This window comes from Azospirillum sp. RU38E (genome assembly GCF_900188385.1).
In the GTDB taxonomy this organism is placed as follows: Bacteria; Pseudomonadota; Alphaproteobacteria; order Azospirillales; family Azospirillaceae; genus Niveispirillum.
The window spans coordinates 618,174-633,866 of the sequence record NZ_FZOI01000001.1 but is presented as its reverse complement, the minus strand read 5'-3'; the positions used below and the strand labels follow the sequence as shown (position 1 = coordinate 633,866).

At 65.3% G+C, this 15,693-nt stretch carries 10 protein-coding genes and 1 riboswitch; of the genes, 4 read left to right on the top strand and 6 right to left on the bottom strand.

The genetic code is table 11. The annotated features are described in order from the left end of the window. The first annotated feature begins 61 nt into the window (after positions 1–61). Positions 62–317: riboswitch (cobalamin riboswitch) on the top strand. Between the two features lie 325 nt (positions 318–642). Then, positions 643–2,625: a TonB-dependent siderophore receptor gene (locus tag CHB97_RS02645; RefSeq protein ID WP_089286864.1), complete on the top strand. Its 1,983-nt coding sequence runs from the start codon at positions 643–645 to the stop codon at positions 2,623–2,625. Continuing rightward, a complete protein-coding gene (locus CHB97_RS02640; protein WP_200819776.1) occupies positions 2,625–4,193 on the top strand; it encodes a PepSY domain-containing protein in 1,569 nt (522 codons plus the stop codon). Before CHB97_RS02645 ends, CHB97_RS02640 begins: the two co-directional genes overlap by 1 nt. Here CHB97_RS02640 and CHB97_RS02635 read toward each other — a convergent pair. From CHB97_RS02635 to CHB97_RS02610, 6 genes are all read right to left on the bottom strand, one after another. Next, the gene (locus CHB97_RS02635; RefSeq protein ID WP_089286367.1) at positions 4,160–4,513 is read right to left on the bottom strand and encodes a DUF1428 domain-containing protein; all 354 of its coding nucleotides are present in this window, start codon (positions 4,511–4,513) and stop codon (positions 4,160–4,162) included. The two genes, CHB97_RS02640 and CHB97_RS02635, sit on opposite strands and share 34 nt — an antisense overlap. An 87-nt stretch (positions 4,514–4,600) precedes the next feature. Continuing rightward, a complete protein-coding gene (locus CHB97_RS02630; RefSeq protein WP_089286366.1) occupies positions 4,601–6,544 on the bottom strand; it encodes a S9 family peptidase in 1,944 nt (647 codons plus the stop codon). Positions 6,545–6,645: 101 nt separating this feature from the next. Continuing rightward, complete coding sequence (locus CHB97_RS02625; protein ID WP_089286365.1) at positions 6,646–7,887, bottom strand: tetratricopeptide repeat protein; 1,242 nt, start codon at positions 7,885–7,887, stop codon at positions 6,646–6,648. Between the two features lie 59 nt (positions 7,888–7,946). Further along, complete coding sequence (locus tag CHB97_RS02620) at positions 7,947–8,822, bottom strand: LysR substrate-binding domain-containing protein (RefSeq protein ID WP_089286364.1); 876 nt, start codon at positions 8,820–8,822, stop codon at positions 7,947–7,949. A 4-nt stretch (positions 8,823–8,826) separates the two neighbouring features. After that, positions 8,827–9,840, bottom strand: a complete 1,014-nt coding sequence (locus tag CHB97_RS02615; RefSeq protein WP_089286363.1) for a sodium-dependent bicarbonate transport family permease — start codon at positions 9,838–9,840, stop codon at positions 8,827–8,829. Between the two features lie 211 nt (positions 9,841–10,051). Continuing rightward, positions 10,052–12,190: an alpha-galactosidase gene (locus tag CHB97_RS02610; protein ID WP_089286362.1), complete on the bottom strand. Its 2,139-nt coding sequence runs from the start codon at positions 12,188–12,190 to the stop codon at positions 10,052–10,054. 165 nt (positions 12,191–12,355) lie between these two features. Here CHB97_RS02610 and CHB97_RS02605 point away from each other — a divergent pair, with 165 nt between their 5' ends. Then, positions 12,356–14,314 carry a beta-galactosidase gene (locus tag CHB97_RS02605; protein WP_089286361.1) on the top strand — a complete coding sequence of 653 codons (1,959 nt, stop codon included), beginning with the start codon at positions 12,356–12,358 and terminating at the stop codon, positions 14,312–14,314. Between the two features lies 1 nt (position 14,315). Then, positions 14,316–15,686: a dienelactone hydrolase family protein gene (locus CHB97_RS02600; protein WP_089286360.1), complete on the top strand. Its 1,371-nt coding sequence runs from the start codon at positions 14,316–14,318 to the stop codon at positions 15,684–15,686. Positions 15,687–15,693: the final 7 nt, after the last annotated feature.

The following is a 15,693-nucleotide window of genomic DNA, read 5'->3' as shown; positions in this document are numbered from 1 at the left end:
CCTTGGCGCACGCCATCACGGGCCGGCGCGGCATAATCTGCCGTTGCCGGCCCGTTTTGATTCGGTTATGCCTGAAGCCGGTGGCGCTTAACCTTTCATGCCACCAACCATCAACACGCCGGTACCGGGAACACAGTGCGGATCACCTGATCCAAATCTGCGGCTATCCCTGTAACTGTAAGCGGCGAGCGTGACAGACGGGCGGGGCCGCAACCCCGCAGCCACTGGGCACCCCCTGAAAGGGGCCATGCCTGGGAAGGTGTCTGTCAGGCGATGACCCGCGAGCCAGGAGACCGACCGGCGCTGTGTCGCTCTCTGCTTTGGCTCAGGGGTTGGCCGGGGCACGGGTTCACTCTCGTCTTGAGCGACGACCGAGCGGCGGGGGCCGCATCGGAACGTGCCGACGGGCGCCTGGCAACAGGCGCGTCCGACCGCTGGCGCGCGCCTGTTCGCCTGCCGGCGAGATGCCCCCTGCCCTGTTGCAGTGTCGCCAGACGGGGCTGTCGTCGGGGCTTGGACCCGCGCGGCGAAACAGTGCCGGGAACGCGATCTGTAACAGTTTCGGAACAGTAATTAACTCCCGCGGACGGGAGGGAATGTTACGGCAACTGAATGATCGCGCTCATGCATTGTGGGGAACCAATGACAAATAACCAGGTATCCCGGCTGGCCCTGATGGCCCTGGCCGGTCTCACCACCCTGCCCGCCGCCGCCGATGTGCAGGTGGCACAGACCGAGGAAATCATCGTCACCGGCCGTTCGCTGGAGGAAACGCTGCCCCAGGAACTGGCCGCCTATGGCAGCGATCTTGAAATCATCGGCGAACGGCAGATCAAGGAGGGGGGCTTCCGCGATGTTTCCCAGGCCCTGCAAATGCTGACCCCCGGCCTTTACCTGATGCCGAATTCCGGCCCCTTCTCCTACGTCGATATCTCGTTGCAGGGGTCGCGCACCCAGGATGTGCTGTGGCTGGTGGATGGGGTGCGCATCAATAACCGGCTTTACGGCACCACCACGCCGGCCGACACGCTGCCGGCCAGCATGGTGGAACGGATCGAGGTGCTGAAAGGCGGGCAGAGCCTGTTCTTCGGCACCCAGGCCGCCGCCGGCGCCATCAATGTGGTGACGCGCGGCTTCAGCGACACGCCAGACGGGCAGGCCAATATCGGCTTTGACACGCGCGGCACCTATCACCTGGATGGCTATGTCCGCGGCCGCATTGATGCGCATAAGCTGGTACTCTACGCCACCAAGGAAAAGGCGGAAGGCTATCGCCCCTATACGGTGATGCAGCCCAGTGCAACCCAGCGCGACCGCGGCTTTGACGTCCGCTCCGCCGGGCTGAAATATGGTACGGAACTGGCCGAAGACCTGTCGCTGGAACTGTCCTATCAGCATACCGACGCCAAGGTGGATTTCGCCACCCCGGCCCGCACCTTGCTGAATTACAATGACCGGGACGAGGAGATTGCCAGCCTGCGGCTGGATTACACGCCCACCGGCATCGCCCAGTTCTTCCTGAAAGGCTATTTCCATGATTGGGATACGAAATACGCCAATATCCAGAACAGCCTGACCGGCGGCCCACCGGTGGTGATCAACCCGCCCGGCACCTATTGGGGCTATCGGGATTACGGGGTGAACGGGGTGCTGAAACTGGCCCTGCATCGCGGGGTGGATTATCTGCTGGGCTATGATTTCCAGAATTTCCATGGCCGGGATGATGTGCTGCTGATCGCCGGCAAGACCGAACAGGTTCATGCCGGCATCCTGCAAATCCGCAGCAATGATGATCTTTCCAGCGATCTGAAGCTGGCGGCCGGTGTGCGCTATAACCACACCGATGCCGCCGACAGCACGGTGTGGAATGTCAGCGGCCGCTATGATTTCAGCGAGGCGCTTTATCTGGAGGGGGTGGGCGGCACCTCCTTCCTGTTACCCAGTGCCGAACAATTATTCGCGGTTGATCCCTGCTGCGCACGCGGTAACCCGAAGCTGGCCCCCGAGCGCAGCCTGTCCGCCAACCTGTCGCTGGGCGGTGCGCTGGAAACGGCGGGCCGGATCACCTGGCAGGTGACCGGCTTTGCCCGCCGCATCAACAACCTGATCACCGATACCTACAGCAACCCGGCCTTCCCGGACGGAATTTACATCAATGAAGACCGCAAGGTGCAGGTGCGCGGCGGGGAGTTCCAGGTCGGCTGGCAGCCGGACGCGGATTGGCGGCTGGATGCCAGCTACACCCATACCCGCTCCCGCAACCAGGGGTCCGACCAGCAGCGCGACCGCATCCCGACGGATTTCGCCAAGGCCGGTATCTCCTATCAGCCGGTCGACCGGCTTTTCGGCGCCGATCTGGCGGTCAGCTGGACCGGGGACAGCTGGCAGACAGTCAGCGGCTTTGGTCGGCGCCATTACGGCAACCATGTCGTCACCGATCTGGGCGCCCATCTGTTCCTGGACAGCGAGCGGCGGCACCGGCTGGGGGTACGGCTGGAAAACCTGTTTGATGAGGAATATGCCACCCGGCTGGGCAGTGCGGCGGCCGATGCCGGCGGGCGCTTCCTTTATGGTTATCGCGGGGTGCCGCGCACCCTGCATGTCAATTACGGCGTTCATTTCTGATGCCGGCCAGCCTCGTGCACAGGCGTCGCCCGCCGCCCGCCCATTGGCGGGCGGCGGTGCTGCGCGCCACCGTCTGGGCCCATCGCTGGTTGGGCGTGGGCCTGGGCCTGGTCATGCTGGTCTGGTGCCTGTCCGGCTTTGTCATGATGTATGTGGATTATCCACGGCTGACGGCGGAGGAACGTCGGCTGGGTCTTGCCCCCCTGGACCTGAGCCAGCCGCTGGCCGACCTGTCCGCCAGCCTGCCGGCGGAAACCCCATTGGCCGGCTTCCGCCTGGAAATGCTGGGCGACCGGCCGGTGCTGCGCCTGCAACCCGTCGGCGGGCGCGGCCCCCGGCCAGGGGAACAGATGCGGGCAACACCGGTGCTGCTGGATGCGGTGACGGGCCAGCCGGTGGCGGCGCTGACGGCCGAACAGGTGGTGACACTGGCCAATGATGCCGCCCGGCGCAGCGGCATTGCCGGCACGGCCCTGGGGGCCGAGCTGATCGAGGCGGATCAATGGACGGTGCAGAATGCCCGGCGCCACCAGCCGCTCTACAAGGTGCCCTTCAATGATGCCGCCGGCAGCGTGCTCTATGTCGCCGGGGCCAGCGGGGAACGGGTGCAGCAGACAACCCGCTGGGAACGGTTCTGGGGCTGGCTGGGCGCGGTGCCGCACTGGCTCTACCCCACCTTGCTGCGCCAGCAGCCGGTGCTGTGGACGCAGGTGGTGATCTGGCTGTCGCTGGCCGGCTGTTTCCTCACCCTGGCCGGGATCATCATCGGGCTGGTGCGGTTGCGGCGGCGGGATGGCAGCCTGTCCGTGCCCTATCGCGGCCTGTGGCGCTGGCACCATGTCAGCGGGCTGGTGGCCGGGCTGCTCACCCTTTCCTGGGTGGCATCGGGCCTGCTCTCCATGAACCCCTGGGGGCTGCTGGACAGTGAAGCCGGTGGCCAGTGGCGGGGCCGGCTGGCCGGCACGCTGACGGGGGTTGATGCCGCCCATGCCCTGGCGCTGGCCCCCGGTCTGGCCCTGCCCCCCGATACGGTGATGCTGGAGGCGGTGCCGCTGGGCGGACGGCTGCATCTGGCGGCGGTGACGCGGGATGGTCTGATCCAGCGCTTCGATGCGGGGGGACGGCCCGCCCCCCTGACAGAAGCCGAAATCTCCGATGCGATCGCCGCGACCGGCAGCGGAATGGCTGAACTGACCCTGCTGAGCGAACCGGACGATTATTATTACGCGCATAAGGGCATTGTCGCCCTGCCGGTCTGGCGGGCCATCCTGGCGGATGCAGAGGCAACACGGCTTTATATTGATGCCGGTTCCGGTGCCTTGCTGCGGGCCTTTGATGCCCCGGCCCGGCAGTTCCGCTGGTGGCAGGATGGGTTGCACCGGCTGGATTTCGCCTGGATGCGGGCGCGGCCCCTATGGGACATGCTGGTCATCCCGGCCCTGGCCGCCGTCAGCCTGCTCTGCGCCACCGGCAGCTGGATGGGGCTGCGCCGGCTGGGGCTGAAACGCCGCCGCCAGCGCAGCCCTGGCAGGGTTCAGCGCACCACGATGCTTTCGAACCCGCCATAGATCATGCGTTTGCCATCAAAGGGCATGGTGGCGGGATCGCAGTTCAGGCGCGGGTCGGCCATCACCTTGGCATTGATCTCGTCCCGCGCCTGACGCGACGGATAGGTGATCCAGGCGAACACCACCACCTCATCCTCCTTCGCCATCACGGCACGGGGGAATGAGGTGAGTTCGCCATAGGGCACATCATCGGCCACCGCCTCCAGATAGGAGAGTGCGCCATATTCGGTCCAGACCTCGGCAGCGGTGCTGGCCAGGGCCTTGTAATCGGCCAGCTTGTCCTTGGGCACCGCGACGATGAAGCCATCAACATAGGGCATGGGTTTCCTCCGTCCTTGGGATTGTTCTGTTCCAACAATCCCAAGGACGAAGCAGGATGCCGCCATCCGACAGGCTGCCCAAAAAAATCAGTTCCCGATCTGCGCCTTCAGGAACCGTTCCCAGGCGGTCATGATCCGGACCATATCCTCCCGGTTCATCGGGTAATGGTCCATTTCCTTGATTTCAATATATTCCACGGCCTTTCCAGCCTTCAGCAGTGCCTTTTCCATGTCCCGGCTATGGCCGACATCGGCCTGCACATCCCGGTCGCCATGGATCAGCAGAACCGGCACCTTGATCTCAGCCGCCCGATGCACCGGGGAATTGCTGGGATCAAATCCATCGGCCTCCCCATAGATACGGTCACGGCTGTAATTCTTCGCCCAGTTCTTACGCAGATCATCATAGAGCCGGTCCATATTGGCGACCGGTGCCGTGGCCACCGCGCATTTGAACAGATCCGGCGTCTTTACCGCCCCCATCAGCGCGGCATAGCCACCATAGCTCCAGCCCAGGATGCACATGCGGGCGGGGTCAGCATAGCCCTGGGCCACCGCCCATTGCGCCGCATCGGTGACATCATCCTGCATCAGCCCGCCCCATTGGCGATATCCCGCCTCCCGGAACTCACCCCCCATGCCGGTGGAGCCACGGAAATTGGGCTGGATGACCGCATAGCCCCGATTGGCCAGGAACTGTGACAGCACGTCAAATTCCCCATCATCGCGGCCCTGGGGGCCGCCATGGGGCATGACGATGAAGGGCAGGTTCTTCTCCCCCCGCCCGACCGGCAGGGTGAGATAGGCGGGTATGTCCTGGCCATCCCGCGCCTTGAAAGTGACCGGCCGACGCGCCGCCACAGACTCCGTCGGCAGACCGGGGTAGCTGTCGCCGAAATATTCAAACCGCTTGCTGTCCCGGAAGAACAGGCGATAGACCGTCGGCTCCGTCGGGGAATAGCTGGCCACCAGTGCCACCTTGCCATCGTCGCTGACATCCATGATCACTTCACGACTGTTCGGCACCGCCTTGTCTAGCTTTTCCTGCATATCCTGGGTGACCGGGTCCAGCCAGCGGCGCTGCGGCAGGTCATCGGTCCAGCTGAACGCAACCACGGCCCCCTGCTTCATCACCACCTCGCCAATCGAATATTTCGCATCCTCCAGCAGACGCGGCCCCAGCTCATCCTTGTCCAGGTCATAGGTATGGATGCCGGCGCGATCACTCTCCTTCGTGTTGGTCGCCACATAGAGCTGCGCGCCATCGCGGGAGAAGCCCAGCACATCGAAAATGCCATGGCGGATAATGTCCGCCCGCTTCATCGGCCGATAGGACTCATCCGCACTGTCCCGGCGCAGATAGGTCATCACGCCGGTGCGGTCATTATAGGTGGTGGCTATGCGTATCTGGCCCGTCGGATCGGGCAGATATTCGCGGAGATTGGGCATGGCGCGCCGGACGCGGCCATATAGCCCGGTATAGACATCCAGCCGCACCACATCCGGTTCCGGCTGGCCGCTGGTGGGAAACAGGGCCAGCACATGCTCCCGGTCGATGAATTGCAGAATGGGGGTGGAGGTCAGATAATATCCCCCCGTCTCCGCCCCCCGGTTCAGCAGAACCTTGGCCTTGGACCCGTCGCGGTTGATGGCGATCAGGCGCTGGAAACGAACGGCCCGTATGCCCATGCTGGTCGGCACTTTCTGTGTCGCCATGGCGGACAGGATCAGCCGTTCCTCATTCACCCAGTCAATCTGGATGATTTCTGCCTCATCCGGCGGGGCGAATACGCTGGGGCGCTCCCCCGGGGCAGGTCTGGTTTTCTGCACCGCCAGATGCTGCCGCCCGTTCAATGGGGCGAGATAGGCGACATATTCACCATTCGGTGACAGGCTGATCACGCCCAGGCTGGCCGGATTGGCGAAAATTTCCACCGCTGCCGGGGTGGGTGCCGGCTGCGCCCAGCCCGGCAGCGACCAACCAGATAAGCCCACCACAAGCGCCAAGGCGGCCTTGAATGTGAAACGCAAGATGTTCCCCCCATGCAGGCCTGGGTTTCCACTCCAGGGCCAACATAATCTTATAGAGGGGTTTTCTGTTCGGCAATTCCCCTATTGTCTGTATCGGCCCCTCACCTTTTACCTTGGGCCAACAGGGGCCACAGCGTGCTCAACCGGGCCTCATCACTGTCGGCCGGAATCGCTGCCAGGGTCTGTTCGGCCAGCTTGGGCTGTCCGGCCTTATAATAAAGCATACCTAGCCACAGACGGGTGCGGGCCGGCAGGCGGGGCTTGCCCTTCAGGGATTGCTGCAGCAGGTCGATACCCTGATCAAGCTGCCCCAGCATGGCGCGGGCCATGCCCACCTTGGCCAGGGCATTGGCATCCTTGGCGGCGATGGCCTGGCGCTGCTGTTCATCGATTGCCTTCTTCTGGGCATCGGCCTGTTCGCGGACATAGGCGCGCAGCCGTTCCTGACGCTCCAGCTTCGGTCCCGGCTGGCCCAGCAGCCCGCTCTGCCAACCCTTGTCCAGAATGGCCACGGCCTCCCCCGGCGCCCCTTCTGCGGCGGCGCGCTGCGCCGCTTCCGTATAGGAATCGGGGTTCTCATAGGCATCGGCCGCCAGCTTCAGGCGAATCCAGTCCATGTCCAGCCGATCGGGGATGGGCTTCTGCTTTTCCATGGCATCGAACAGGCGCTGCCAATTGTCCCGGCTGTTTTCCGTCGCCAGTTGCTGGCGCAGGGTCTTGATATAGCCGTCGGTATTGCCGGCGCCGAATTCAGAGGCGGCCAGCACCTGCAGCATTTCGGGATTGGGCTTGCGCCCGGCGGCCTGTGCCTCCGCCACCATGGTCTGGGCCAGCTTGGATGATTTGGCGAAATTCTTGCTGCGGTAATAGGCCTCCGCCAGCATCAGGCGGAAGCCGTCGCTGCGCGCCCCCGCCGCCATGGCCTTTTCCCCAAAGGCCGACGATTTGGCGTAATCGCCATGGCGGTACCAGAGCTGGGAGAGGGTTTCCAGCGCCCCCGCCTGCTGGTCGGGCGGCAGGGTCACCAGCTTGACCGCTGCCTCAAAGGCGATGGCCGCCTTGTCGAACTGGCCCTGCGCCTTGTAAATGGCGGCGCGCATCTGCTCCACCGCCCATTTCTCATCCGGGGTGATGGATTTGACGGCTGCTGCCTTCTCCACCTCTTTCGCCGCCTGATCATAGCGCTTCTTGGCCAGCGCCTCCCCGGCCGCCTTCAGGGGCGTGCCCACCTCCGGGCTGACGGAGATGGCAGCCAGGGCGGGCAGAGCCGCCAGAACCATCAGGGTGGCAGCGGCGGCGGGCAGCAAGCGGCGGCGCAGGGCAGCCAAGGCGACGGAACGCATTTCTTCTCCCAGGGAAACGGCAGTGGCCTCCCCTGATGTGCGTCGAAATGCGCGCCGGTTCAACCCTGTATGACGCGTCCGCCTTCCAGGGAGCGGACAATATGTTCCGCCAGCAGGTCCACCGCCTTTGATACCGCCCCCGGCCGGCGGTGCAGCGCGATCTCCATATCCGCCAGATCGGGCATGTTTTCCACCACCTGGAAGCCGGCGGCCAGCAGGTCGCGCGACAGGATGGTGACGCCCAGCCCGGCACTGACCGCCGCCTGGATGCCGTTCAGGCTGGGACTGGTATAGGTGATGCGCCAGGGCATCCCGGCGCGGTCCAGCGCCTCCAGCGCGCGGCGGCGATAAATATCGGGGGCGGGGGCCAGCACCAGCGGCACCGGCTGGCCCGGTTGCAGCAGCAGCCGGGCCGACGCCGCCCATACCAAAGGTTCCCGCCAGACCCGCACCCCGTCACCAGCACCGCGCGGTTCCCGCTTGCACAGCACCAGATCGTAATCACCCTGCGCGAAACCATCCAGCAGGTTGGCGGTAAAGTCACAGCGCACCTCCAACGCCACCTGCGGATGGGCACGGGCGAATCGCCACAGCACATCGGGCAGGTGTGCTGTGGCGAAATCCTCCGGCGTGCCCAGGCGGACCACACCGCCGACATCCGGTTCCATCAGCACCGCACAGGCCTCCCCCGCCAGCCCCAGCAGGCGGCGGGCATAGGCCAGCAGCACCTCCCCGTCCCCGGTCAGGGCGAAACCGCGCCCGTCGCGCTGGAACAGCCGCTTGCCCAACCCGTCCTCCAGCCGCTTCACCTGCAGGCTGATGGTGGACTGGGTGCGGCCCAGCCGTTCGGCGGCCCTGGTGACGCCACCGCTTTCGGCAATCGTCACCAGGGTGCGCAGCAAATCCAGATCGAACGGCGGCAAGGGTGTCGGCATCAGGTCAGCCCAGGATGGCGCGGGAGAGCGCGAGATAGAGCGGGATACCGACCAGGATATTGAACGGGAAGGTAATGGCCAGCGAAAGCGGCAGCGACAGGCCCGGATCGGCATCCGGCAGGGCATGGCGCAGGGCCGCCGGCACCGCGATGTAGGAGGCCGACGCGCAAAGCGTGACCAGCAGCACCGTATCGCCCAGTTCCAGCCCCAGCGACAGCGACGCCGCCATCCCGATGGCCGCCCCCAGCAGCGGCATGATGAAGCCGAAGGCAATCAGCCGGGGGCTGAGCGAGGCGGCCTGCCGCAGCCGGCTGGCCGCCAGGAAACCCATTTCCAGCAGGAACAGGCTGAGCGCGCCATCCCAGGGGGCAACGAACAGGCCGGCCAGCTTGTCCAACCCCGGCTTGCCGATCACCAGCCCCACCAGCAGGGAACCGGCCAGCAGCAGCACCGAACCGTTCAGCGCCGCCTCCCGCACCGCGGCTCCCAGCCGGCCGCCGCCGCCATTGCCGCCACCCATGGAAAGGGTGACGGTGCCGCCCTGGCCATTGCCGCCCGCCGCTGCGACCGCTCCGCCGGCCATGCCCGCCAGCAAAAGGCCGGAAATGATGGCCGGCCCTTCCATGATGGCCAATGCCGCCACCATGTGGCCGCCGAAGGTGACCCCCTGCGCTTCCAGCAGCTTGGTGGCGGTGACAAAGGTGACCAGACTGACGGAGCCATAATGCGCGGCAATCGCCGCGGCATTGGTGCGATCCAGACCCACCGGCCCGCGCAGCAGGGCAAAGCCCAGCACCGGCATGGTGAAGCTGAGCAAGGCCGCCGTGATCAGCAGGGGCAGCACCTCCCCGATGTCGGCCCCGGACAGGGCCACCCCGCCCTTCAGGCCGATGGCGACCAGCAGATAGGCTGCCAGCGCCTTGCCGAACCCCTCCGGGAAAGGAATGCGGGCACCGGCCAGCGCGATGGCGGCACCCAGAATGAAGAACAGGATCGGGGCGGACAGCAACACGTCCATTTCAACATCTCCCACACAGCACAAAGGGCCGGGTACGACCCGCTGCGCCGCAACATAGAGAGGAGATGTCATTTTGTGAAATTGATATGTTTTTCGTTATTCATTGAATTTTTCAATGTTGAGAAATGCGAAACAGCGGGCGGGCGCATTCCCTGAATGCGCCCGCCACGGCAAAGAATTTCTGACAAATAGAAGGCCTTAATGGCGGCAATCAGCCACCCAGCCGGGTCAACGCGAACACCAGGGCCGATTGCGGATGCTGGCGGGGGAGCTGCAGGCCGATGCTCATCAGCATCTCGCCGCTGAATTCGGCCCCCTGCCGCAATGCGGCCACCAGGGGGGAGGCGCTTTTCACCTCGCCGGGCCAGGCCAGGCTGACCTTGTAACGGGCAGCGGTCTCCAGCCCGGCAAGGCGCAGCCGGCCGGGGAAATAGCCCCCCTGTTCGCTGACCAGCATATAGCTGAACAGCGCCTGCCGCCCATCGGCGGCAATCACGCCATAGGCCACCTCGTTGGCCGGGCGGTCCAGCCGCACCAGGGTGCCGCTATGGATCAGGGCGCGATGCTGCTTGTGCAGGGCGATGCCGGCGGCCAGTTCCCGGCGTTCCTCCGCCGTTAGCCCCAGCAAATCCACCTCCAGCCCCATATGGCCGAACATGGCGGTGGCAACGCGCGATGCCATGCTGACGCGGCGGCCGGTGATATGGCAGTCGGTGGGGCCGACATGGGCACCCATCAGTTCAAACGGCAGGAAGGTGGACAGACCGCGCTGGATGGACTGGCGGTCCAAAGCGTCATTGGTGTCGGATGTCCAGACCCGGTCGGTCCATTCCAGCACGCCCAGATCGGCGCGGCCGCCGCCGGACGCACAGCTTTCCACCTCCACCCCCGGATGGGCGGCGCGCACCCGCGCCAGCAGCCGGTAAAGACCGCGCACATGGGCGTGCGCCGCCGCAGCGCCATCGGCCCCGCCGGGATGGCTGAGATCGCGGTTCATGTCCCATTTCAGGTAAGAAATGGGATATTCCCGCAGCAGCGCGTCGATCCGCTCGAACAGGTAATCCTGCACATCATCGCGGCTGGCATCCAGCACCAACTGGTTACGGAACACCAGTTGCGGCGCGGGCGGCGTGCCCAGCACCCAATCAGGATGGGCGCGGAACAGGTCGCTGTCCGGGTTCACCATTTCCGGTTCCACCCACAGGCCGAATTCCATGCCGCGTTCCAGCACGCGGGCGGCCAGCGGGTGCAGCCCGTCGGGATAGATGCTGCGATCGACAAACCAGTCGCCCAGCCCCGCCTTGTCATCCCGCCGGCCATTGAACCAGCCATCATCCAGCACATAGCGTTCCACCCCCATATCGGCGGCGGCATCGGCCAGTTGCAGCAGGCGGGCGGGGTCATGTTTGAAATAGACGGCTTCCCAAGTGTTGTAATGCACCGGGCGCGGCTTGGCGCGCAGGCGGCGATGCTGCGGCCGGGCGCGGATATGGGCATGGAAAGCGCTGCTCAACCCATTGCGCCCGCTGCCGCTCCAGGCGGCATAAAGCGTGGGGGTGCGATAGGCGGCACCCGGTGCCAGCCGCATTTCCCCCGGCATGAACAGTTCGCCCATCTGCACAGAGGCGCGGCCATCGGACAGGGTTTCGGCATAGGTGGCGTGGTTGCCGCTCCACCCCAGATGCCAGCCGAACACCTCCCCCGCCTGCTCCCGCGCGCCCGCTTCCTGGGCCAGCAGGGCCGGGAAGGCATCGTGGGAGGTGCGGCCGCGCCGGTTCTCCCGGTTCAAGGCGCCCAGCGCGCGCGGCAGGGTGCGCATCTGGAATTCGCCGGACCAGCGCCCCTCAAACGACACCCATTCCGCCATCTCCGGCGGGATGGGCAGCACCGGGGCGGCGCACCAATCCACCACCAGTTCATCGCTGCCCAGGTTGCGCACCTGGGTCCAGCCGGTCAGCACCCCGCCATCGGGGCGTAGGGCCAGATGGTGCAGCAGTTCGATGCCGTTGGCGGCATCGACGGACCGGATTTCCACGCTGCCATCGCCGCCCGTGCGTACATCTTCAATGGCGGTATAGGTCGCCCAGCGGCGCCCGCCCGCCCCATGGGCCTGCAGACCGGGGCGACCGGGGAAGCCCTGGCCGGCCAGCGGCGTCAGCGCCAGGGGGGCGGCCACCAGCGGGGAACAGGGTGCATCCTCCCGGGCGGCGGCAAGCGCCAGCATTTCCGGGCTTGTGGCAGCACCCAGCTTGGGCCCCCAATGCAGCACGGCGGGCGACGGCCCCCGGCAATCGATGACCAGCGAACAGGCGGCCCCATCCAGGCGGACAAAGGCGGGAATGGCAGACATAGGGTGTTTCCTCGAAATGCGGGCGCCGCCTCCGGGACCAGTCCACGGGCGGTGCCGTTCGGGCGAGTTGGCGATTGACGCCCCTTAATTATAGTATAAATATGGCGTCAAACAAAAGGGGGTCTGTGCAACCGATCGCACGCCCGCCCATAGGGGGAAAATACCATGCTCGGCGTTTGTTATTACCCGGAACATTGGCCGGAATCCTGGTGGCGCGACGATGCCCGCCGGATGAAGGATCTGGGTCTTACCTATGTACGCATCGGCGAATTCGCCTGGTCGCGGTTTGAGCCCGATCCCGGCCGCTATGATTTTGACTGGTTCGACCGGGCGCTGGATGTGCTGGGCGGGGCCGGGTTGAAGGTGGTGGCCTGCACGCCGACGGCCACGCCGCCGAAATGGCTGGTGGACAAGTATCCGGACATTCTGCCCGTCGATCCGCATACCGGCACCGTGCGCGGCTTCGGCTCCCGCCGGCATTATGATTTCTCCTCCGAAACCTATCTGCGCGAATCCAACCGGATCACGCTGGCCTTGGCGGAACGCTATGGCAAGCATGATGCCGTGGCTGGCTGGCAGACGGATAATGAAATCTCCTGCCACAAGACCACGCTGTCGATCTCCGAAAGTGCCAAGCTGGCCTTCCGCCGCTGGTGCAAGGATCGCTATGGCGATATCGCCACGCTGAACGCGGCCTGGGGCAATATCTTCTGGTCGATGGAATATCGCTCCTTCGACGAAATCGATTGCCCCTTCCTGGCGGTGACGGAGACCAGCCCGGCCCACCGGATGGCGTTTTTCCGCTTTTCGTCGGATCAGGTGGCGCGGTTCCATCAGGCGCAGGTCGATATCCTGCGCGCCCACAGCCCCGGCCGCTTCATCACCCATAATTTCATCCCCATGAATGAGACGGGGGTGGATAATTACAAGCTGGCGGAATCGCTGGATTTCGCCAGCTATGACAATTATCCGCTGGGCCGTACCGACCTGTGGATGGCCGACCGCCCGGCCTCGGATTTCCAGCGCTATATGCGCACCGGCCATCCGGATTTCGGCACCTTCTTCTTTGACCAGACGCGCAGCCTGGCCGGCGGCAAATTCTGGATCATGGAACAGCAGCCGGGTCCGGTGAACTGGGCCGGGCACAATCCGCGCCCGGAACCGGGCATGGTACGCCTGTGGACGCTGGAAGCCTTCGCCCATGGGGCCGAAGTGGTCAGCTATTTCCGCTGGCGCCAGGCCCCGTTCGCCCAGGAACAGATGCATGCCGGCCTGCTGCGCCCCGACTGCACGGAGGCGGAAGCCTTCCCGCAGGTGCAGCAGGTGGTGCGCGAACTGGCGGCCCTGGATCTGGCCCCCGCTCCGGTGGCCAAGGCCCGCGTCGCCATCATCGCCGACCAGGAAGCGCAATGGCTGGGTGAGATCGAACGTCAGGGCAATTCCTATAACCATACCAAGGTAACACTGGCCTGGTACATGGCCGCGCGCGCCCTGGGCCTGGATGTCGATTTCATCCCCCCGCATGGCGACCCCAGCGGCTATGACCTGATCCTGGCCCCCGGCTTGGCCATGCCGACGGCGGCCCAGGTGAAGCGGCTGGCCAACAGCGGCGCCACCCTGGTCTTTGCGCCGCGCTGCGGGGCGAAGAAGCCGGACGTCACCATGCCGGAAGGGCTGCCGCCCGGTGAGTTGCGCCAGCTGCTGCCCATCCGTGTGGTGAATGTGGAAACCACCCGGCCGGATTGCCCAGATACATTGGTCTGGGGCAACAAGACCTATGAAAGCCGTACCTGGCGCGAACAGTTGGAGGTGGGCGACGGTGCGGAGGTGCTGGCCCGCTTCGATAATGGCGATGCCGCCCTGGTCCGCAAGGACAAGGCGTTGTATCTGGCCAGCATCGTCGGCGAAGACCTGCTGACCGACCTGTTTGAAAGCCTGTGCGGTGAACGCGGCATCGCCACCGTGCGGGTGCCACCGGACATGCGTTTGCGGCGGCGCGGTAACATCATGTTTGCATTTAACTATGCTAATGAGGCGCAGCCCGCCCCGGCACCTGCGGGGGCGGCATTCGTCCTCGGCGGGCCGATGGTCGGCCCGCGTGATGTCTCCGTCTGGAAGGTGTGACATGGCCAAGCGCCAGTTTGCATTCCTGGCGCTGGCTGTGGCGGTTGGGGTGGGGGCCGGGTATTTCCTGGTCCCCAAACCCGCAGCCCCCCTGGCCCCGCCCTCCACCAATGCCGCCGCCCTGTCCGATGCCCCGGCCCTGGCGGCCCGTGGGCCGTACAAGGTGGGCACCACCAATCTGCGCTTCACCCATAAGGACCAGCCGGACCTGATGGGCATCAATCCGGTGACGGGGAATATCCCCGTCAAGGATCGCGCCCTGGACATGATCGCCTGGTACCCCGCCAGCCTGAAGGCAGGCGAGGCAGAAAAGGCCAGCTACAGCTTTACCACCCCGCGCAGCCCGGTGATTCCGGCGGAAAGCCTGCCGGCCACGATGATGGCGGATGGGCACGCCGCCCGCGATGCCAGCCCTGACCGCACGGGCGGGCCCTATCCGCTGATCGTGTTCAGCCATGGTTTCCGCAATTTCGCAGCGGGCTTTGCCCAGACGATGGAGACTCTCGCCTCTAAGGGCTATGTGGTCGTCGCCATCGAACATCGTGATGCCGAACCGTCCGCCACCAGCCCCATGGCGCTGGTGTTCGGCAATACGGTGGTGACCCGTGCCGCCGATCAGCGTTTCGTCATCGCTGAACTGACGGCGCGGGCCACGGCCAGCGATAACCCGCTGGCCGGGCTTTACGACCCCAGCAACATCGGCCTGATGGGCTATTCCATGGGCGGGTTCGGCGCGCTGATCACCATGGGCGCCGGCTTTGATGCACAGGGGCCGCTCTATCCACAGATACCGGGCAACCTGCTGGCGGGTGAGGTGGCGGGGGCGGAGCCCTTGCGCAACGGCGTGCCGGCGGGCGTGAAGGCGATGGTCGGCTTTGCCCCCTGGGGGGCCGGCGATGCCCTGCGCGTCTGGTCACCCGAAGGGCTGGCGGCGGTGAAGGTGCCCAGCCTGCTGATCGTGGGTGACCAGGATGATGTGTCGGGCTTTGATGGCGGGGTTCACCGCATCTTTGAACAGATGACGGGCAGCGACCGCCGGATGCTGGTCTATCAGGGCGCCCGCCACAATATCGCCGGCGACGGCACGCCGCCGCAGCTGGCGCATTATTTCTCCTTCGTGGAGCGCTATGACGAGCCTGTATGGCGGCGCGACCGCATCCTGTCCATCAATGTGCATTTCGTCACCGCCTTTCTGGACGCCACGCTGAAGGGCAAGGCGGACAGTGCGGCCTATCTGAACGTCCCCACGGTAAAGGCCGCTGACGGGAAATGGCCCGACGACAAGGCCCCCAGCAGTGCCGATTACTGGCCGGGTTTCCAGCGCCGCTGGGCGCTGGGGCTGGAACTGCATCACAAATCCGCCGGGCAATAACCGGCGA

Bases quoted from the DNA above. Each gene is read 5' to 3' on its own strand.
- CHB97_RS02645 (WP_089286864.1), top strand. From the start codon at position 643: ATGACAAATAACCAGGTATCCCGGCTGGCCCTGATGGCCCTGGCCGGT.
- CHB97_RS02640 (WP_200819776.1), top strand. From the start codon at position 2,625: ATGCCGGCCAGCCTCGTGCACAGGCGTCGCCCGCCGCCCGCCCATTGG.
- CHB97_RS02635 (WP_089286367.1), bottom strand. From the start codon at position 4,513: ATGCCCTATGTTGATGGCTTCATCGTCGCGGTGCCCAAGGACAAGCTG.
- CHB97_RS02625 (WP_089286365.1), bottom strand. From the start codon at position 7,887: ATGCGTTCCGTCGCCTTGGCTGCCCTGCGCCGCCGCTTGCTGCCCGCC.
- CHB97_RS02620 (WP_089286364.1), bottom strand. From the start codon at position 8,822: ATGCCGACACCCTTGCCGCCGTTCGATCTGGATTTGCTGCGCACCCTG.
- CHB97_RS02615 (WP_089286363.1), bottom strand. From the start codon at position 9,840: ATGGACGTGTTGCTGTCCGCCCCGATCCTGTTCTTCATTCTGGGTGCC.
- CHB97_RS02610 (WP_089286362.1), bottom strand. From the start codon at position 12,190: ATGTCTGCCATTCCCGCCTTTGTCCGCCTGGATGGGGCCGCCTGTTCG.
- CHB97_RS02605 (WP_089286361.1), top strand. From the start codon at position 12,356: ATGCTCGGCGTTTGTTATTACCCGGAACATTGGCCGGAATCCTGGTGG.
- CHB97_RS02600 (WP_089286360.1), top strand. From the start codon at position 14,316: ATGGCCAAGCGCCAGTTTGCATTCCTGGCGCTGGCTGTGGCGGTTGGG.